21 protein-coding genes are annotated in these 19,148 nt (G+C 48.4%); all 21 read right to left on the bottom strand.

The window, feature by feature from the left end; translation table 11 throughout:
• Positions 1 to 8 precede the first annotated feature (8 nt).
• The 21 genes from AC5ELV_RS11390 to AC5ELV_RS11290 all read right to left on the bottom strand — a co-directional run bounded on the left by AC5ELV_RS11390 (position 9) and on the right by AC5ELV_RS11290 (position 19,136).
• Positions 9 to 905: a contractile injection system sheath initiator gene (locus tag AC5ELV_RS11390; RefSeq protein ID WP_493430281.1), complete on the bottom strand. Its 897-nt coding sequence runs from the start codon at positions 903 to 905 to the stop codon at positions 9 to 11.
• Positions 902 to 1,270, bottom strand: coding sequence for a hypothetical protein (locus tag AC5ELV_RS11385; protein ID WP_493430280.1), 369 nt, complete (start codon positions 1,268 to 1,270; stop codon positions 902 to 904). Before AC5ELV_RS11385 ends, AC5ELV_RS11390 begins: the two co-directional genes overlap by 4 nt.
• A 3-nt stretch (positions 1,271 to 1,273) precedes the next feature.
• A complete protein-coding gene (locus tag AC5ELV_RS11380) occupies positions 1,274 to 1,891 on the bottom strand; it encodes a hypothetical protein (protein WP_493430279.1) in 618 nt (205 codons plus the stop codon).
• Positions 1,892 to 1,896: 5 nt separating this feature from the next.
• Positions 1,897 to 2,538 carry a hypothetical protein gene (locus AC5ELV_RS11375; RefSeq protein WP_493430278.1) on the bottom strand — a complete coding sequence of 214 codons (642 nt, stop codon included), beginning with the start codon at positions 2,536 to 2,538 and terminating at the stop codon, positions 1,897 to 1,899.
• A gap of 1 nt (position 2,539) precedes the next feature.
• The gene (locus AC5ELV_RS11370) at positions 2,540 to 4,294 is read right to left on the bottom strand and encodes a LysM peptidoglycan-binding domain-containing protein (RefSeq protein ID WP_493430277.1); all 1,755 of its coding nucleotides are present in this window, start codon (positions 4,292 to 4,294) and stop codon (positions 2,540 to 2,542) included.
• Positions 4,291 to 7,977 carry a M23 family metallopeptidase gene (locus AC5ELV_RS11365; protein ID WP_493430276.1) on the bottom strand — a complete coding sequence of 1,229 codons (3,687 nt, stop codon included), beginning with the start codon at positions 7,975 to 7,977 and terminating at the stop codon, positions 4,291 to 4,293. The genes AC5ELV_RS11370 and AC5ELV_RS11365 overlap by 4 nt, the downstream gene beginning before the upstream one ends.
• A gap of 15 nt (positions 7,978 to 7,992) precedes the next feature.
• Positions 7,993 to 8,280, bottom strand: a complete 288-nt coding sequence (locus AC5ELV_RS11360) for a hypothetical protein (protein WP_493430275.1) — start codon at positions 8,278 to 8,280, stop codon at positions 7,993 to 7,995.
• Complete coding sequence (locus AC5ELV_RS11355) at positions 8,246 to 8,713, bottom strand: hypothetical protein (protein WP_493430274.1); 468 nt, start codon at positions 8,711 to 8,713, stop codon at positions 8,246 to 8,248. The genes AC5ELV_RS11360 and AC5ELV_RS11355 overlap by 35 nt, the downstream gene beginning before the upstream one ends.
• 67 nt (positions 8,714 to 8,780) lie before the next feature.
• Positions 8,781 to 9,215, bottom strand: coding sequence for a hypothetical protein (locus AC5ELV_RS11350; RefSeq protein WP_493430273.1), 435 nt, complete (start codon positions 9,213 to 9,215; stop codon positions 8,781 to 8,783).
• Between the two features lie 17 nt (positions 9,216 to 9,232).
• Positions 9,233 to 10,336: a phage tail sheath protein gene (locus tag AC5ELV_RS11345; RefSeq protein ID WP_493430272.1), complete on the bottom strand. Its 1,104-nt coding sequence runs from the start codon at positions 10,334 to 10,336 to the stop codon at positions 9,233 to 9,235.
• A gap of 10 nt (positions 10,337 to 10,346) precedes the next feature.
• Complete coding sequence (locus AC5ELV_RS11340) at positions 10,347 to 10,610, bottom strand: hypothetical protein (RefSeq protein WP_493430271.1); 264 nt, start codon at positions 10,608 to 10,610, stop codon at positions 10,347 to 10,349.
• Positions 10,600 to 11,139 carry a hypothetical protein gene (locus AC5ELV_RS11335; protein ID WP_493430270.1) on the bottom strand — a complete coding sequence of 180 codons (540 nt, stop codon included), beginning with the start codon at positions 11,137 to 11,139 and terminating at the stop codon, positions 10,600 to 10,602. Before AC5ELV_RS11335 ends, AC5ELV_RS11340 begins: the two co-directional genes overlap by 11 nt.
• Positions 11,140 to 11,143: 4 nt before the next feature.
• The gene (locus AC5ELV_RS11330) at positions 11,144 to 11,962 is read right to left on the bottom strand and encodes a hypothetical protein (RefSeq protein ID WP_493430269.1); all 819 of its coding nucleotides are present in this window, start codon (positions 11,960 to 11,962) and stop codon (positions 11,144 to 11,146) included.
• Positions 11,937 to 12,680 (bottom strand): hypothetical protein, encoded by a 744-nt coding sequence (locus AC5ELV_RS11325; protein WP_493430268.1) that lies wholly within the window; start codon positions 12,678 to 12,680, stop codon positions 11,937 to 11,939. Before AC5ELV_RS11325 ends, AC5ELV_RS11330 begins: the two co-directional genes overlap by 26 nt.
• Entirely contained in the window at positions 12,681 to 13,559 is an 879-nt protein-coding gene (locus tag AC5ELV_RS11320) for a hypothetical protein (protein WP_493430267.1), read from the bottom strand.
• Positions 13,560 to 13,561: 2 nt separating this feature from the next.
• Entirely contained in the window at positions 13,562 to 13,840 is a 279-nt protein-coding gene (locus tag AC5ELV_RS11315) for a hypothetical protein (protein WP_493430266.1), read from the bottom strand.
• Between the two features lie 64 nt (positions 13,841 to 13,904).
• The gene (locus AC5ELV_RS11310) at positions 13,905 to 15,380 is read right to left on the bottom strand and encodes a hypothetical protein (RefSeq protein ID WP_493430265.1); all 1,476 of its coding nucleotides are present in this window, start codon (positions 15,378 to 15,380) and stop codon (positions 13,905 to 13,907) included.
• Positions 15,381 to 15,409: 29 nt separating this feature from the next.
• Positions 15,410 to 16,339, bottom strand: a complete 930-nt coding sequence (locus AC5ELV_RS11305; RefSeq protein WP_493430264.1) for a hypothetical protein — start codon at positions 16,337 to 16,339, stop codon at positions 15,410 to 15,412.
• A gap of 31 nt (positions 16,340 to 16,370) precedes the next feature.
• The gene (locus tag AC5ELV_RS11300; RefSeq protein WP_493430263.1) at positions 16,371 to 16,556 is read right to left on the bottom strand and encodes a hypothetical protein; all 186 of its coding nucleotides are present in this window, start codon (positions 16,554 to 16,556) and stop codon (positions 16,371 to 16,373) included.
• 7 nt (positions 16,557 to 16,563) lie between these two features.
• Positions 16,564 to 17,658 (bottom strand): hypothetical protein, encoded by a 1,095-nt coding sequence (locus AC5ELV_RS11295; protein ID WP_493430262.1) that lies wholly within the window; start codon positions 17,656 to 17,658, stop codon positions 16,564 to 16,566.
• Positions 17,658 to 19,136, bottom strand: coding sequence for a phage portal protein (locus AC5ELV_RS11290; RefSeq protein ID WP_493430261.1), 1,479 nt, complete (start codon positions 19,134 to 19,136; stop codon positions 17,658 to 17,660). Before AC5ELV_RS11290 ends, AC5ELV_RS11295 begins: the two co-directional genes overlap by 1 nt.
• Positions 19,137 to 19,148: the final 12 nt, after the last annotated feature.

Below are 19,148 nucleotides of genomic sequence, written 5' to 3'. Positions count from 1 at the left end.
CCTCCTTTCTATACGGCAATGGCTACGCCGGATTGGTCCACTTGTAGCCCTATACTTTCCTTGCTGCCCGCAACACTTATGGTCAGTGAAATATACATGAACGTCAGTTGCACAATCACGCTATCCACTGTCACGCCGTCTATGCGATCCTCATAGGCAAGTGTCTCGTGTATATCCAGTTCAACCAGTTGGCGTATATACGGGGCCTGAGCCAGTCCAATAAACTCATGAATGCGACTGCCATAGGTTGGGTGCTGTGTCAGACTACCACGCCGGGTTACCAGCCTGTGGCTTACGGCCTGTTTGATATTGTCTATCCCCGTTACAACCTCCCAGTCTCCGGCTCCGTCATCGGACAAGTCACCGTCTGGAGTCATTTTAAGATCGGTACCCCCAAATGGTTCCGCGCTGGGCGTAGTCGCCAGTTCAGTAGCGTTGTTTATATAAACAATTTGTCCAGTAAGACGTACCTTCGCATCTTTTCCGTTGGTGAAAGGTTCTGGATTCGTAACAGACAAAGAACCGGGTTCAACACTGGACAAAAAAATGCTATTTGCAATGGTGTTCCCAAAGCTCCCCGGTAGCCGACTGCGGACATAAAAATAACCCTCTGCCACACCAGCAGCAAGGGTCGTGTCTTCAACCAATTCATATACTCTCTGAACACCTTGAGAGTCCACATCCGTCATAAACAATGAACCAGCATACAGCGTAAGTGGCAGTGACACCGTTTGACGCCTTACCAGCAAATACCCGCTTGCATACAGCGTGTAATACGCCTCACGGCTCGTCATGGTATACGGGTATTCCAAATTGTTATAATCCGCAATATCCTGCCAAGGCACATTGTACAGCACGGATAAACCTTGTATCGTATCAGCGTCATTCAGCACATGTTCAATCATAAGCCTTCTTCCTCCACGCTTGCCGCTGTCGGCTCTCCGATTACGTTCGAACTACTATCGGCCGCCAATGTACGCAGCTTGTACAGCATTGTCAGGACTGATCGCAGCTCCAACAACAAGTTAAAGGGGATGCTAGTAGCAGAAGCCAAGCGGCTGCAAGTATCTCGACACAGCGTAATATACTGTTCCAATTCAGCCGTATTTATATCAACCCGGTCATACAATGCTTCGTTATAATCCGATAGCGCCGTATACGCCCGCAGAGCGTAGGCCGTAATATCTTCAACGCTCTGACGTTCTTCTCTGAGCAACGGGAAATTTACATAAGTCAATTCTTCCTCGGGCAAATAGATCGACTCCAACATCAATCATCCCCCTTTCGTGAGCTTGTTTAGCAACTCCCCTATGTTAGATACGTTTGCCGACAGTCTCCCGGCCATATCTTTTGTGGAAGGGTTTCGCTTCAGGTAATCCGTGGCTGCTTCCCTTCGTGTTTTGGTAAGCCGCCGAAGGCAAGTAAACCGAAACTCATAGCGGTACAACAACGGCTCCGACTTGCTCCGCTGGAGCCGAAAGTTTTGTGGATGGATCTCGTAATACTCGTTGTCCTCCCAGTTGTACCAATACAAAGCGTGCTGCGGATCGTTGGCCTGTAGAAACTTGCGGTGAATATCGGCCCGAAAACTTATAAATTCCTCGTATCCGTCCAATTCTTTGTTTTCCGCAGATGTCCGCTTGCTATATCCCGTTGTGCCAGACAAAGTAACCGTAGGCAGTCCCAAACCAAAGTCAGGCACATATGCCCCTCCAAGCGTTTGTACGATGTTGCCTCGTCCCGGCTCGTCCTGTGTAAAATCCGATGGATTGACCAGGAGCGTGTGCAAGGTGATAGACCCGGAATCACCGCTTGGCAGCGTCTTACGCAGTTCAAAGGTCATACGGTAAAACTTTTTTTGATCGCGGGTTGAGTTCTTCACCAGCGCCACAACTATCATCCTTTCTCTACGATCATATCTCCCTTCGGCAACTTGAATATCGCTTTGCCCGTGGGATGAAAAAATTCAAATCCTCCCGCAGTCACGCGTATATAGGCTGGCGCTTCGTCTGGAACCGGACAGGATATTTCCGCTCCGCTGGACGTGATTTTTACAGTAGCGGGTGATAATTCTCCCTCTTTATCCGTGGGATAACTAACCAAAGCATGTTCAGGTGTAAGCTCCATATAGGCACGTTGCTGCTGCTTACTCGCATCCAGCAAATGCCCCTGAACATCCTTATCGGCTATACCGTCCTTTACGCCTATCTCGAAAATAGGTAGCTGAAGCTTTATAAGGTCCCTCTTAATAATAATGAAGTTGGTTCCATAGCTACCGTTCCGCAAAAATCCGGCCAAATAGGGAGCGTCTTTGCGGTTGTCCAAATACCCCACAATGACCGTATCCCCTTCCACCGGCTCCCGGTCAATACCTCCGATCACCCACACAGGAACGGGCTGGCTGTAGTCCAAAAAAACAACCTCAATACGACCATATTTCTCGTAGCTCTTGGTGCTGGTCACGTGGGCAAGCCGGGTGGAATTAAACTCTGGAAGTCGGTTAACTGACTTGCCCCCCAGGGCACTCTGATCCTTCATGTCATTTTCCTCCCGGTAATTTAAGAATCTGACCAACATAAATGTATTTGCCATGCTGAGACGCATTACGACCATCCCGCTTAATAAGCATGTCCTTGTTGGTTTCCCACAGCTTTGTCCACTCGTCGCCTTTACCATACAATTTAGCCGCGATGCTCCATAGACTGTCACCCTTCTTGACGGTATAATAATCGGCTTTGACCTCAGATGTGGTTTTTGCAGAAGCAGGTTTCTTCCCGGCTGCTGCGTTCGCCGCTACTGTTGTCGCGTTGGAGGTTTTAGCCGCTTGTGGCTTATAGTCCCGACCACGGGTGAGCTGCAATGTTGTAGTCCATCCGTCAAACACGTTGTACGTCTGCGTGACGGATTCAATATAAAATTCCTTCATAATTCCAGACGCTTGTAATCGTTGTCCTATTTTATAGCTACCCTTGCCACGAACCGTCATGGAGCCATTTAAAAATTTGTGGTTGTTTTCAAACCACTCCTTCAGCTTGGCCGTATATGCTTTGCTCATTTGCTCTAGCTTGGTTGTGTCCTCCGGCTTGCTCGGGTCTATAGCCAATCCTTCGATCTCAACCTCAAGCGGAGCAAGGCCATATCTCTCGACAGCAGACTTGTTCATAATCGGGGGAGCTACCCGTTTTAAATCAAACCCAAACGGATTAATTGTGGTCCCGGCCCAAAATAGGTTATAGTGCTCATCGTCGGAATAGGATAAATCCTCGTCAATAACGTCCGCAGCAGTTACTTCGTGCACCAGCAGCTTATCCCAGGCATCCTTTGAAAAAGGTGTATTCCGCAGGAAGATCGAAACCACGCTGTTATCCTTCCCAAAGGGGAAACGCGGAAACGGGTAATAGCCCTCTCCCTTCGGAAACTTGGCCTTTGTCTGATCGCTAGATTGCTCAATAGTTTCATTCACAACCCTTGGCTTACCTCCCGGGTTCCATGCTTCCAGCGGCTCACGCACATCCACGAACAGTTCTGTAAATGGCTTGGTAGACGTTCGCTCCATCAAGTTCCACAAAGAGCCTTCATAACGGTCCAGCGTAAAAAACTGCGGTAGAAATACCGGAACGGCTGCAAAGTTGTACCTGAGTATGTTGGTAACATCAACTTTTTTTGCAACAGGTTCGGTCTTTTTCTCATCCCAAACAGTCCATTTTACGCTGTTTAGCTTTGGCAAAATAAACCGCATAATGACATCCAAAATTACAGCAGGGCTACCCTTAGCAATGCTCTCCGACTGAAAATATTTAGCCATCGCTAGCCAACCATTTTCAGTCAGGAAAAACTTATCGGTACCGCCAGATATCTCGGGATAAAATTTTATATTGGACTTGATGAGCACCTTCCCGAAGTCACGCGCTTGAACGGATGTTGTCATGCCGTTATCTACGCTGCGAGTTCGCCGCACCCGATCCACCAGACCGACCATGACCGTAGATAATTCCTCGCCCTTGATCGTCTTATATCCCATCTGCACGACCACAAGATCATTCGCCATTATGAGCTGAGAACGAAACCACTTGTCACCAGCTAGGACAATATTCATCGTCCCTGCCGGAGCATCCAAAGTTTTTTGCGTAGTTACCGAAAGCACCTGACTTGTGGGGTCCTGACCTGTATCCTCTGTTAAGCTACCTTTAAGCTGGTAGCAGGCTTTATCTGTGTGGAAACTAACGCGGATAATAGGAACATACCTCTTGCCCTCCGCACCGCCGACTGGCGCCCAATTATAACGTTCAATCATGAGTAGCCCGCCTTTACTGGAGACATACGCAACCGTTGCCGTTCACTTTCTGTCACGAATCGTTTTACAATCTTCTCAATTTGCGATTGTGTAGCAGCGTTCAACACCTTCGCACCTTCGCCAGAAACATTCAAGTTAACGGTAACTTCGGATTTATGCCGGATCTCTTTTGAACTAGTGGTGGGCATATATCCAATATCGCTATCGCCCGCCCCGGATTTAAAATCTCCTGATACGCCAAGTGACCTTAGCAAATCCTCTGGGTCCATATTCGTACCAGCACTATTCATATATCCAAGGTGCAAATGACTTCCAGTTGTGCTGTATCCGCTCCCTGCTTCCCCTCGCGCCCCGCCTAAATTTCCGATGAAATCCCCGGTGTTTACTTTCTGGCCGACTTTTAAAGAAGGATTGACATTAGACATATGAGCATAGAAATACGTGTTTCCGTCAGGCATCTTCACGCCTACTGTCGTACCTCCAGCCGTTGTATTCTTTTTGCGGTCCGGGTCAAGGGCGCTCCCGTCATCATATTTTATGAAGGAAACCGATCCACCTGTAAGAGCATCCAGTTTATCGCCTTGTTTCCCCCTAATGTCCAAGCCCTTATGCTCATGTGTGCGAAACCCTTCTTTATCTTTAAAACGAGAATTCGCTTTCCAGTCCTTGAAAAATCCATCACCCGATCCGGTAGACATGCCACCAGTAAGGTCGTTCATAAATTTCACAACGCCCTTAGACCAATTGTTATTGAGATTATCAGGATCGTTTCGCGCTCCTACTGGAGCATATTTGCGCTGAACACCCTCTATCGTATCAATTCCTTGATCGGCATAATTAACTTTCAAATTCCGAGCCATGGCCGTTATGCCATCGTCAATGCTTGCAAAATTCATCAACCCATTAGCGCCCATCATACCGCCCACATTATGACGATTTCGGACCGCTGCTGCCGTGCCGTTCCCAGTCTCATGCATACTAATAGCCGCCAATGCAGCCGGATCAATGCCGAACTGCAAACCAGCCTGTACAAATTGAGCGCCTTTTCCGGCCAAAGCGCCGCCTAATTTTTTGTTGAGCTGTTCGGCGCTGATCCCACTCATGGTTGTTATTTTTGATGAAATGCTGAAACCATTTCCCATGGCGGTTAAGCCACTTCCACCCATGCTGGCAGCCATCGAACTTCGCAAACTCTGAAACTCTGCTAACATGTCCGCTGTGCCATTCTGCACGGTGTACAGCATATTGCGGAAAATCCATACCGTTTTATCCAGGAGGCTGCTACTGTTTCGCTCCATGGACATGTATTTGGTTGCTGCATCAGCGGCCATATCACTGGTCGTCCGATCCATTTGTCTGAACTTATTTTGTCCGGCCGTGGACATATCTTCGACATTGCGAGTCACTTGACCGGGCATACGGCCAATGTCGGAATCGCCCGCACCATTACCGAAATACTCAATATAATCTTTCCATGAATTTATCTTAGATGTAGTTGGATCAGACACATTTTTTTGCCACCATGAACGGGTATCTGCTTTAATTTCTCCGCCCTGTCCGAACAATGGAGTCCCTTTTGTAAGAGGTGAAGCATTATTTTCCTCTATACCTTCATAAATCTCAAAAAGTCTACGAGCTCTATTCTTATCTTCAATGTGTTCCGAAAAAATATTAAAAATATCGGTAGCAAGAAGAGCGCCCCCTCCAACCTTGGAGCCTGTTTTGATTCCCTTGCTGACACCGCTCAAAACCTTTCCGCCTGTGCTGGAAGTCGCGTCTTTTATTACTTCTTCGCCCACATCAGCAACAGTGCCACCAGAAGACTTGCTCAGTAGTTCTTTAGCCTTTTTAAAACCTTTCCAGCCAAGCACAGCCCCTAAAAACGTTTCAGCAGGATTGTCCGCTACAATACCAGGAACATTACCAACAAAACTGCTAATACTTTCGGATGTATCCGAAGGAACACCCAAGGAATTCATTGCTTTTTTGACTGCTTCGCTTAAACCATCGCCTGCAACTTTAACAGCATTTTCGACTTTGTTTAAATCTTCAACGAACTCGGTTACGAAACCGCCAACACCTTTTTTAAGATTGCTTACAATCCCGACAAATTCATCACCAAGACCCGTAAGGCTGTTCTGGTATTGTGCGTCAGTATCAAGGAACCCCTGTCCTTTAGCTCCTTTACGCTCGGCATCATACTTCGCGCCGGAATCAATAGAACCAGACTCCAAAGCTTTCATTTGGTCAGGGCTAAACACAGACAGTCCATTTGTAGCGTCATAAAACTCACTGGCTTCCCTCTTGGTTGCTGCAAAGCCGCCATCTGTAAGCCAACGCTGCATAATACGCTTGGTAAGCTTCTCATTTCCGCCAGTTTGGGATCGAATATATTTAGCCATAGCAGGAACGTTATCGCTGTTCATAAGGCCGTCTTCAAAAGATTCTTCCAGCCCGAACAGATCCATGCTGCCATACTTTTTAGGATTGTATTGTCGGAGTGCTTGGACCCCCATCCACTTCCAGTTGTCGTTACCCGGCGAAAAAATACCTCCCAAGCCGCCGATAAGGTTACCACCCTTAGCACCCGTTAACTGCATCATGCCTCTCTCGGCACCGATCCGGTCCAACGTAGTTTGATAGGCCAAAATTTGTTTGGAGCTGCCGTCTTTTAGCGTGGTGTTCATCTGTTGCAGCAGAGTGTTGTTGGTTTCCATTACCTCGACAATACGTGGAGTCATGCCCGACTTTGCCACACTACCCGCAATGGCATCCGCAAACCCCTTTGGAGTCTGCATACCGCCTGAAGCACGGTTGGTCCCGGCGGTACTAGCCACTTCGGATGTATCCAGTCCGTATGCACGGCCAAATTTAAGAAGCCCACTCTGCTGATCAGCGCTTATATTACCAGCGGTTCGGCTGTACTGGTCAAGAAACCCCCACGTTTCCGCTGCACTGTAACCCATACGGTCAGATCGACCAACTGCGGAAGAACGATTCCACATATCTGTGGCCTGTCCGCTCCATCCAGCTTGTCCCCGCATACGTTGTGCAAGGTCAAGCGAACCGACTTGACGGGCATATGCAAGGCTATAAGCTTGCGAAACGATAGCCCCTATCCCGCCGATCCCCGCAAGACCAAGCCCCATCTTACCAGCGGTCAGAGCGCGGCCCGCAGCTCCTTTGAGTAACTTTCCAAAAACACCATCATTCAGCTTACTATTTATGCCATCGGAATCCAGACCACCCGAAGATTGTGAACCACCACCATTCACAGGCGCAGTACGATAACCACCTGCCTCTTTGGAGCGCTGATTGTACAAACGTTCAGTAATCATCAGTTCTTTGCGGATTACGTCCAATTGACGCTCGCGCTGCTGAATAGTCTTTTTTATTTCCTCACGTTCGGAACGTTGCGCACCTTGAAGCTTACCGTAAAGAGACTCGACGACATTGTTTTGCTTCCTAAATTCCGCGTCAAGCTCGCGCATGGTCGAGACGAATCTACTTTTGTAAATATCCAAAGCCCGGAGCTGCTTGTCGTCAAAAAAACCGCCGCGTCCTGCCCCTTTGTCCACGACTCCAGCAACGCCCTTCAAATCCTGTTGGAGCTGCTTTAGACCGCGCTGGAGCTGTCCAAACTCTCCCTTGGCTGATACCCGTATGGTTTGTTCTGCTGCCAAAATGTTCCCTCCTTTCTATTCGACGTCTTCCCAATCATCATCTGGGATTACAGCAGGAGTTTTAGGAGCTGTATAGTCATAAGACAGCTTGCTATCAGCTTCCTCGGTCTCATTCTCCCATTTTTCGAACTCTGGATCGTCATAGTCCTCACCCTTGCCGTCACGCGCTTTGCGGTCCAGCTCCAAATGTGCAAACTCCAGTTCAATTTGCTCGTCAGTCATAGCTAATATACGCGGATCGGTAGGTGGAACACCTCCATATGCGTACTTACGGAGTAACCAAAGCTTCCTCTCGTTTGGCATCCTCGCTATTGTCTTCAGATGCGTTTCGAAAGTCCTTACGAAACTCTGCCTCCCATACTTGGTACTTACCGTACACATAAAATAACAGGCCTGGTTCTGTAATCTCTTTTAGCTTCAGAAGACATTCCGGACGTTTGTACAGAGCAATTTCCAGCACAGAAATAACATGTGCCATGAACAAAATGTCGTCATCGACCAGTTGCACATCCTTTACGCCTGCTTCTCGCAAAATTTCGGACTTGATAGCTCCAATCTTCATCAGGTCTGCCATTGTGAGCTTCTTGAACACCAATATGCCCGTATAGTGATTACCCTCGGGAGAAGTATAGTCAAGAGTTTCCCCTTCCTTTAACTCACCTCCAGCTCTGACCCGCTGCGCTGTTTCAATAGCTGCCTGAGCAGCAGCTTTTTGTTCTTCAGTAAATTCAGACATTATTAACCGTCTCCTTTTAATTTGGAATATAAAAAAGCCCTCTCAGAAGAAAGGGCATAACTAAGAATTATGCAATTTCAGGCGTGCCATAATCGGCAGAAAGATACTTCCAAGTTGCATTTTCACCAGACATTGCATTTGCGCTGAAGTCTTCAGAGGATTCAGACAATGTGCAGCTTCGATATACAATAACAATATCGCCCGTGTACTTGTCAGTTACCTCAATATCAATTACGTTCATATTCAAAATGCCCGCGCCGTATGAAGACAGCCCAAGTTCAGCTAAAGACTTCTTACGGATACGATATTTCTCCAAACTGATTGTCCCGTCAACCTTCAATGGAACGGACTCCTGCGGCATAATAGAGCCGATTTCATACTGGTTTTCCGTTCCGAAAGAACGATTACCACTGAGCCGTTGCCCCCGGCCGACTTCAACACCGCCGATCTTAAGGCGTATCGTATGCCCGGCATGAGCTGGTTGGTCTTTTACAATACTCAAGGCTTATTCCCCCTTTCTTATTTAAGATTGAAGTGTGATGTAATAAGGAAATTGTTAATCGGTAGCGTTGGTATGCCTTCCCAATCCAACCAAAATGCTGTGCCGTTTCTGGTTACTTTCGTGGACTCCGGCACAAAACCAGTTAGCCAATTGTTTTTCACAAACTCTTGGAGTAACGACATTAAATCGTTATAAATGGTGACCTCGATCCCCTTCACCCCAGCTTGTCCGACGTATTTGTTCTCGAAGTACGTCTCGACATTTGCGCTCATATCATCTGCCAGTGTAGAAACTGATAACTCTGCCTTGGTCAAATCTGCGCTTGTCGAGAGCGTTGTACCCTGTACAATACGGAAGCCCACATTTTTAACCTGTTCAACAGGACAAATGTGGGCTTCCAGTAGTTCTTCGATTTCAAGGCCGATATAAATTTTTTCTAAGCCATCAAATTGGACCAGTTTATACGTAACGGGCACTTGGGAAGGTTGTCCGGCCCATTCACCAGCAACAGCGGCGGCCATATAGTACCCGGGTTTAACTACTTTGTTGCCATCACTATCAGCGACAAGAGGGCAAGGAGAAACTAACAAACCTCGTTCAGTTGTAAGTGCTGCTGCCAAGTCTTTAATTTCCGTAATTGTAGCCCCTGGCTTGTGTCCATAAAATGCGCGACGGCGCCTCCGATTCTTGACGCTGGACATAAATTCAACGTGAGTATCCACTTTGGCCCAAATTGCTGGTTGTGTCGTGAGAGGAATAATCCCAGTCACGTCTTCTGTCTGTAACAGGTCAATAGCCGTCTGCCAATCGGTATCTGTTGGTGCCGTAGCGGGGGCTGTGATTTTAGCAGGAGCAACACCAATAAGGTCCGCACCTTTTCGCCAAGACACCTTCATAACCTCCAACAACTCACCCTCGCCAATAGTAGCGGCGGCAATTTTAGGATCGTTGAAGTATGACACCCTATCCTCTGGCAGTTTATTTCCCGCTGGCGGGACGCCGATCATTGCCAGCACCTTGTTACTCCCTAGTGTCACGGGAGTCATTCCAGCAGAATCTACCACGGAGTTAGCACCGGGCCGTTTGATGGTTGCACCACCAAAAGAAATATTAATGCTCATGGTTTACCTCCTAATCATATTGCGTTTCGGACTGCTGCTTAAAGGCTTTCGCCCATTGCTCGTCCGTCTTGTCTTGCAGCAATTCCGGCTTGCTGCGTGCCTCATAACGAAAGCTGGCTACCAGCCCTCTATGCACGGACACACGGGATAAATAATCATCTAGCGTTACCGACATAGGAACAGGCTCCGTCTTTTTGACTGGCTCAGGTTTGGGGACTGAGGCCGGGGCCGGAACTGGTGTACTTTGCTCGTCTTTCTTCTCTTCATCCGCCAATGCTTACACCTCCCCTCGCTGTAAATCCACTGATTGCATCCACGTGCTCGGACGTTTGAACGTCCAGCGGATTAATGTATGAGATAACAATGCTAGCCCAGTAAACCGGAAACGGGGTTACTTGCCCCGAAAAATCGCTCTCGTCCTTGCCCGCCTCCATAGAAAAGTTCAGGATGCCCTTTCCTACTGCTACTGGACGAAACAGCATAAGCAGAGCCTTTAATATCCTGTATGCCCGCTCCCGCTCGTCTGCGTTGGTATGCCAAATACGCACTTCCATACTTTCTTGAAAGTGCGTGCTATGGATTTCTGTATACTGCAGGTTGTCCCTGTCGAAGTCACTCCCGCCATAGTCGCCCATGATATGAGCTGCTTCACTGTCGGAAACCCGGTTAATGCCTACACACGGTAATTCAGCATCCGTCTGAGGGTCAGACTTTAGTACGTTCATTCTGACCTTGGCATCTTTAAAACCTGTTTTCAAAAACTGTAGCAGTTCCTCTTTTACATCAACACTATTAAACTCCACTTCATTAATCGCCTCCCAAGCCCATAGCGGCCAGATCTTGTTGAAAGCCCTGTACAATCATTTCCTGTACCTGATCCCGTGTGTTTTCAATAACCGCCTGCCGGATCGGTTTAGGCTTGATTGCCGGACGCATCCAGCTCTTTTTACTGGAGTTCTCAGACAACCGCCGGAACGTAAGGTACTGCGTATGTCCAGGCTGGCCCATCTTGACAAGTCCTTGATACTTACCAGCCTTCCATGTATATCCTGCACCTGGATGCTCCCCAACATGGCTGCGCTTGCCCGTGTCGTCCTCTTTTATCCGTCCGCCCCAACTGTACGAACGTGTCGGCAAAGGCGAAAGAACCCGGCTAAAACTAAGGCTCCGGGCTTGTGTATATATTGACTTGGGCATGGCGGGCATTGTCGCAGCTCCCGGCGTACCGTGGCGAAACGGGACCGTGATATACTTCTTGCCATTCGCTCCCGTCTTCGCTTTGGGGGATGCTAGAAGGGATGGTTTCATATCTCGGGCATCCTGGCCGGACTCTATCGCTGCACCGTGGGCGGATGTCGTAAATACTTCCCCGGTCAGATCGTCGGGGAAGCGTAGTCCGTCCTGGATACTGCGGACATAATCACCTGTTTGTACCCCGACACGGAAATTACCGCCGCTGAAGCTTACTTGCGCACCGGATGCATATTGAATCCATGTGGCCTGTATGAGCTCCGTAGTAGCTGCCTGAACAGCAGCCCGTGTAAAGGGTAGCTGCTGCCCATTAGACAAGCGGGCAATGATATCATCCAATGCTGGTAGGTCAGCCTGAATTGACAGCATGTTCACGGAGGACACCCCCCGGATAGTACCGGAGTACAACTGCACGCGGTAGGTCCTGCCCGTTTTGGTGCCGTGGACGCGGAAGCACAGCATACACCGTGTACACCGGACGATGCATGTACATTACACTGTACTGCGCCCCCTCTGGCGGCTGGTTGCCCATCCAATGGATTGTAGCCCCCTGAACCTCGTAATCCTCTCCCGCAACGTACTGCGTTACCGTGCCTGTGTCTGGATCGTGTCGGCGGATAGATAACACCTTTGTTACCTTGGGATTCAGCAATGTATCCGGCGGGCGTTGACGAAACTCGGTTCCTCGTGCCAGAATATCAGACGTTTTTACCTCGTCGTCAATCAATGACACGATATCTCCAAATCCAATGTTAAACATAGGCACAGGCTCCCGGCCTGAAAGATCGAACCCGCCTGACTCAGTACGCTTTAACATATTGGCGGAAACACTCATAATAGCGTCGCCCACCTCAAACATCCCGGCATAGGCCAAATAATCTTTGGTTGTGGTAACACTCTGGATCAACGCCCTGCATTTAATAGCCGGTTCATACACAAACCCCGTGCCTCCACAGATGGAGCAACCATACATTGGCTGTCCACTATCCAAATTGCAGCAGGAACACCGAAAAGACTCCTGCCACATTACGTCCCGGCCATGCCGCGCAATAAGGTCTTCGAATTTTTGCCCGTTAAGCTGAATATCAACCACTTAAATTCCTCCCATCGTAAAGCCGCGCATTTTGGTACGTGCGCCGCCCCCTGTCGGGCTGAAAAAGTCGTTAACTTCCTTCTGAAGCTGTGTGATGTGCGCTGCATACTTGCCATAAATAGTAGATGCCGTTGATGTAAAGGACTCTGCCACTCCATCCAAGGTGAGCGAGTAGCCAGATACACCAGCCATTGCCGCGTCTCCAGCAACACCTAACACAGATACCGCCGCCTGCTTACCGATTACGGCCCGGATATCCTCCGTTAGCTGCTCTTTGGTCAACCCAGCCGTATAGTCGATGTGGAACACCTGTGGCGTCTGAGAAAGCAAGCCAATAGCAAACGGGGCTGCGCTGTAGCCAGCCGGATATCCAGCAAGCACAGGCACACCCCCGCCCTTGGTAACTACATGTAGCTGAGAGGACTTTTTATACAACTTAATCCAGTCCTGGTGCTGCATGAAGTCAATATTTATTTGCCCGCCATAGGTAACCAACTTGAACGACTCTATTTTGGAAGCAAAGCGCTGCCGGAGCTGTACAAAGCCAAAATTACGCCAGCGCTGTACATCGTAGTCATACGGCGGTTCTTCCACTTCGTAATCCACACCCTGCACCAGCTCCCGTGCCTCTGCATTACAGCGGATAACTGTAGGCTTGAGGAATATCCCCAATTGGCGCTCCGTATCCTTTACAGCCGCCATCAAGAAGCCCAGTATATCCTTATCATCCATCGGCTGGCCGAACTTATCAGCAAGCGTAAGACCGTAACACCAGCGTTTTCGCACCTCTTCTGGAGTAGGTAGGCCAACCGGAGAACTATAGGTTATCTCCCCAGTATCCGGGTCCTTATGCTCTTCGTAGTAAGGTATAATCGCCATAATTATTCTTTACTTTCAGTTGGAGTCGCCGTACCCGCCCCTTGAGCATCTGGTGGTGGGGCCTGCACAGCCTTGGCATCATCCTTTTTGCTTTTGCCGTCGTCTTTTGGAACAGGGTCCTTTTTCGGCTTCTCCTTATATTCCTCGTAGCCGGGAATTTGAAGAAGTACCTCCCCAATCTCGTCCTCCACCTCAGCCTGTCCCTTATCATCAAATTCGACTGTCTGATCCAATACAATGACGACAGCAGGCAGCTCACCACTTGTTTTTATAATCTTCATGCCGTATCTCCTTCACTTGGATTTAAAAATGACCAAAAGAAAAGAGAAAGGTTTAACCTCTCTCTTAACGGAATACTGGTTTGATAGTACCAAAGCTTTCCTGATCGTAAGACGGACCAAAAATTTGACGATTGCTGTTCTCGCCCAAGGTCCCGACGTTTTTGAACACAACAATGCGGCGCGGGTTATAGACTTGTAACATACCAAACAGAAGTATCATGAACCGATCGGATGTATCTACCCGCCCCATTGCCAAATTCATGAGTGGGGCAAACTGTTTGAAGCGCAGAACATTTTCACCGTCATTATCAATGAGGAAAGCATGTTCTGTACCCGGAATATCAGCGCCATTGTCCACAATGACCTGTGTTGTATCGCTGCCGCTATCCGCAACCTCAGTCATGAATAATGCTTGAGCCGGATTACTGGAGTACCCGCGATAAACTTTGTAACTATTGGCTTTCAAATCTGCATCGCCAGAGTCCACCCGTTGAATAGTAATTTCAACCCGTTGTTTGTCAGTAATCGCAATGGCTGTCGTTGGTACTGGGGCAGATTCGCCCTTTCTACCTTTAGCGCTAATGAAATAGTAATATGTTCCTGCTGGCACAGTAGAATTAGTATCAGCCACACCTTTGGCGGAATCCAGCACCGGGATAGCCGGAGCATCCTTTTGTGATTTTTGTTTTGGTGCTCCCTCCGGTTTCAGAAAGACGTTATTCAAGAATGTGATATTCGCTGAGTTAGCCGCGTAACCACGGATAGGTTGGCCCATCATAATTTCTCCACCCGGATTCACAATCCGCTGACGACCAGTTGGCCCAGTATACAATTTAGAAAAGTCTTTGTGGACCTGATTCGACATATGAAAATCAAGCCTACGGTTACCCCAGTTATCAGCTATAATCGTTGCTGCATCCTCTAAGATACTTTCGGTAATGACTCCACCTTTAAGGTCAATGATGTGCTGGGATGCATAAGGTTTGCCCATGACATGCTTTTTAACAAGCGCCAGCAATCCATCCATTGCTAAAGGATTCTTTGAGCTATCACCGTAATACATTGCCCGCTCAACTTGTTGGAGAACGGTCATTGTGCCGTTCATGGTTTCACGGGTTTTGATATCACCCACACCGACAGTTTGGGTAAGCATTGCCTGAAGAGTAATTCTACGCAACGTACCAAAGAATTTAACAAAGCCTGTTTGACGGATATAATTACTATCGGTTTCGACTGGTACACCGCCCTCCACCATATACGCGTCTACGTCTTGACCATAGCTATCCATGACGTTAAATTCTTCTACAAGACCATTGGCCTTTGATTTGTTAATAGAGCGCCAGAACACCAAGTTTTCCTCTTTGGCCGTTACGACTCTAAGAGTAGATTCAAGTGATTGCGGACGCAGGGCGGACATGTCAGCAAAAGAACCGTCTCCATATGCCGGACCGTCAACACCACTCCCCAGCGCTTTTGTTAACTGCTCCAGGTCACCGACAGACATTTGACCCAAGCCATCTTGCAAGTTTTCCAAATCCATATCATTATCCTCCAATTCTAAAGGCTGAACTACAGCCCAAGTTTTTCTTTAACAACAGACGGCAAATTGAGAGTTTGAATTGGTGCCCCCAATTCATAACGCACAACCTCACTAGCCGCTAGATCGCCAGTCTCAAAGGACTTATTAAGCACTTCCAGCACTTCTTTTTTGTTCATTTCCTTGCCGTCTGGACGTTTGATCGTATTCAAATCACGTTGCCCCATCAAGCTTTTACGGCCTTGAGGCACGTTCAGCGACTTACGCAATTCCTCATTCTCAGTGCTGAGCGCATCTACTTTGGTTTCGAGTGATTTGATAAGCTCCACGCTTTCCCCTTGCTGCTTGATAAGATGCGTGAGCGACTTTTCCAGTCCGCCCAGTTGTGCGCCCAATTCTTGATTTTGATTATCTCCCATAATCTCGCCATCCTCCTTGATATTGTTAAAAGATTTAACTAATTCCGCATACGTCATAGTGTTAATTGGGTTCATCGTCAGTACAACGTTTCGCAGTACCGACTTAATGACTTTCCCGGTCTGTCGATCACGTTCGACGACACCGCCCTCAATACTCCAACCGACACGCCGCGTACTATGGGACTTTTGTAAATCCTCAATAGCAACAACAGCCTTGAGTGACATTTCCCGATTCGCATATAAACGGCCCTTGATGAACACGCCATTAACCGATTTATTAAGGGTGGGATGATTAAACTTCCCAACATGCACAGCTTCCGGCTCTCCAATGAATTGATCGGGGCTATTACCGTGTTCCCACTTAATCCATCCCTTTTCGAGAAAATAAGATGTATCCATTCCGTCTGGAGAGATACTATCTGCCTGCGCGTCCGTATCGTCACTGGATATGATCCCTTGAACGATGTAATCACCGTTGGCATCCATTTCTATCGACTTTTCTAACGGAACAAATAGGCGGAAAGTGTCTTTAGTTTCCTCCAAGCCAAATCACTCCTTTCTACGAACGTGGGGGCTAGTTCCATTGTTCCAGCCCATTTCCTTGGCAAACGTTCAATGCGTTGAACTGCTTACCGAATTCATTCCACACGGCCAAGTTCACCATTCCGGTTGTATCAGGATTTACGTAGACCACCACCGCAGCAAGTGTCTTACCTTCCGTGTCCTTGTAGTGGACATTGCGTCCTACTGTTGGTTTCATCGCTTGTTCACCTCCCCCGGCTTCTTCCCGGTACTCTAAACCACCTATGCCGACAATGAGGATGGAGCGGCACACAGGGCCACCAATTGGCTGTTATTCGCCCCTTATTGCTCTTACCGGGCCAGATATGAGTATCACCGTTGCCTGCTTTGTGGGAGACGATAAATGTCTTGCCCTCCAGCAGCCGTTGACAGTGCCTACATGTACCCGGCACAGTAGCGACCTGGACAATATCGCCTTCCTGACAGCCCGCCAAAAAAGCATCGTTTGTACACATGGCAAGCTCTGTAATCGCCACACGCCGCCAGTCCCGGTTTTGGTCCCCATATACGTCAAAGAGCGCTTGAGATAGCTTGTTCGCTCCCCAGCGCTCCTTTTGACTCTGTATTACAAGTTCCTTGACTCCGGCCCGGTGTTTATCTGATATCTGCGTTATCTTCTCAGCCGTGTGCAACACGGAATATTCCATACTGCGGATCTCCAGCGGGGAAAGGGATACAATTTCCTCCTGCCCCTCAGCTTCGCCGTCCCAAAGAGAGAAAGGAAACGGGTCTTTTATGGCCGCTTTAATGGTGTCAGGCAGCTTGCTAATGATTGCAGCAGTAAGGACCAAATTGGCTTTCTCAGCCTCTATACGGAGTCTTCCAAGTAAAGCAGCTCGGACAATATACTTTTCAGCCAGCTTGTCCAGATTCTTAAACTTGGAACGAATAGTGTCGTCAATCTTCCGAATGACCGCAAAGGAGTCTTTACCGCGCTCTATAACCCTTTTGAATAGGCCGCGTTTGCTCCGTAGCTTCTTAATCCATTCGATTATGGCATTCTTGCCGTCTTTCGACTTCTGAATATCATCTACGGGCAATCCCAACAGTACAACAATCTCCGCAATAGCCTCCTGCGTCTCCGCGTCCAACTCCGAATAAAAATCATCTTCCAATTGAGCAATCAAAGGATCGTCTGACCGCTCCCACATGCTACGTCCGCCGCTTTCCCGATGGGATGGCAGCTCAAGAGCCTTGGATAATGTCTCCATTACTAGCCGCTTATCCTCCAGCCTGAAAGAACGTAGGGCGGGCGGTAGATTAATCTTTAGCTTTGGCATCAATACCCCTCCCACGTTATATCCAGCTCAAAAGACTTTTGTAACGATTCCTCTTCATCATCCTTTTTCGGATCACCCTTATTCGAATTGTCCGGCGGATCTTCGTCCACAGCTTCAGCAGCAGCTTGCTTCTCTGCCATATATGCTTGGATAAGGACTGCATTAGCTGGAGCGTGCATCCAAGTAGCATCGGGTGGAACCTCAAGACCTCTTTGCTTACGTACCTCTGCAATAGTCAGTACACCGGAGTCAATGTCGTTTTTTAATCGCTCTGCCTTCCTATCCTCAGATTCATCATCCAGGCCCGCCCAATATAAAGCAAACTCAGGGGCGATAACGTCCAGAACATTCGTATTCAATGAATCAGATAAGAAATACATGAGCGGGATAAACCCTTTATCCTTACTGGAGTCCATTTTTTCAGCCGTGTTGTCGCTTTGGCTCATGCTGGTGCTACTGGTCCAGCTTTTAAAACCGACTTCGTTGGGGTCAATCTGATAAACTGCCGCCGCAAGGTTGAACAGGAATTCTAGGAACTCATTGAACTGCATGTCCTGGTTACTGCTCTTAAATGGGGTGAACTTGAAGCCGCTCCCCTCTTCCATTGCCATGACTGGCACCGACCATTTACCCTGCGGCCCATCCGTCAGCGTTTGCCAATGACGGCTAAATCCTTCAATGTCCTCTTCCTCATATTTACCGATAACCTCAAGCACGCCCTGCGGCAAGGAATTATAAGAGAAATATGTCGTGTTGTATCGGACACCATTCATAATCCCCGTGACGATCTCAACCAGCGTTTCCAGCTCAGACATACCGAAGTCGGAATATTCCACATCGGTACGCGGGTTACGGATGCCATAGGACAGCTCATGACGTGTATATTCAGCCGTTATCCGTCCATCCACTCGCTGCACATAGGCAATAGGCTCTAGGTGTCCCTGAGCCGTAACGGGCATATATGGGGCGGGCAGGAATATTTCTGACGTTGGGGCTGTCGGCAGCAGTTCTATAGTGGCAGCATCCACGGCAAACAGGTCTGTAATGTCTCCAGCCCGCGTAAAGACGTTCTCCCATGCCATTGCATCCATCGTCAACGTATCCCGTGTAATCTTCCGTAAGAAGCTGTTAAAGTTGTCTTTCCTCAACGGATTATCCCAGTTCCCAGTGCGCAAGAAAAACTCTTCCAGCTCAAATGCCACCGCCTGCGCCGCCTTGCTCATCGTCTGTTGAGGGTTCTTGAGGCCGATACGAAACCCTAAGTCTCCATCAAAGCGGGGTCTACGTGCAAAACGGGCCACCTGATTCAGCCGCGTATTGATGATAGCTGCTATGGCCGGGACCTTAGCCATCTGCCGTAGTGTGGCAAATGGCAGCAGGGACGGCTTTGTACGCGTGCCACCCACACTCAAATTCTGATTGGGCAGGATAACGGCTGATTTAGCCTTGGCTTGCGGTTTGGCTTCCTCAGCTTTCAATAGTGTTCACCC

The sequence above is a fragment of the Paenibacillus sp. NMA1017 genome, from assembly GCF_058895805.1.
Note: the sequence above shows the minus strand (reverse complement) of the source record. Positions and strands in the feature narration are given on the sequence as shown.

Bases quoted from the DNA above. Each gene is read 5' to 3' on its own strand.
- AC5ELV_RS11345 (WP_493430272.1), bottom strand. From the start codon at position 10,336: ATGAGCATTAATATTTCTTTTGGTGGTGCAACCATCAAACGGCCCGGT.
- AC5ELV_RS11390 (WP_493430281.1), bottom strand. From the start codon at position 905: ATGATTGAACATGTGCTGAATGACGCTGATACGATACAAGGTTTATCC.
- AC5ELV_RS11320 (WP_493430267.1), bottom strand. From the start codon at position 13,559: ATGGCGATTATACCTTACTACGAAGAGCATAAGGACCCGGATACTGGG.
- AC5ELV_RS11310 (WP_493430265.1), bottom strand. From the start codon at position 15,380: ATGGATTTGGAAAACTTGCAAGATGGCTTGGGTCAAATGTCTGTCGGT.
- AC5ELV_RS11315 (WP_493430266.1), bottom strand. From the start codon at position 13,840: ATGAAGATTATAAAAACAAGTGGTGAGCTGCCTGCTGTCGTCATTGTA.
- AC5ELV_RS11355 (WP_493430274.1), bottom strand. From the start codon at position 8,713: ATGTCTGAATTTACTGAAGAACAAAAAGCTGCTGCTCAGGCAGCTATT.
- AC5ELV_RS11360 (WP_493430275.1), bottom strand. From the start codon at position 8,280: ATGCCAAACGAGAGGAAGCTTTGGTTACTCCGTAAGTACGCATATGGA.
- AC5ELV_RS11300 (WP_493430263.1), bottom strand. From the start codon at position 16,556: ATGAAACCAACAGTAGGACGCAATGTCCACTACAAGGACACGGAAGGT.
- AC5ELV_RS11370 (WP_493430277.1), bottom strand. From the start codon at position 4,294: ATGATTGAACGTTATAATTGGGCGCCAGTCGGCGGTGCGGAGGGCAAG.
- AC5ELV_RS11385 (WP_493430280.1), bottom strand. From the start codon at position 1,270: ATGTTGGAGTCGATCTATTTGCCCGAGGAAGAATTGACTTATGTAAAT.
- AC5ELV_RS11295 (WP_493430262.1), bottom strand. From the start codon at position 17,658: ATGCCAAAGCTAAAGATTAATCTACCGCCCGCCCTACGTTCTTTCAGG.
- AC5ELV_RS11375 (WP_493430278.1), bottom strand. From the start codon at position 2,538: ATGAAGGATCAGAGTGCCCTGGGGGGCAAGTCAGTTAACCGACTTCCA.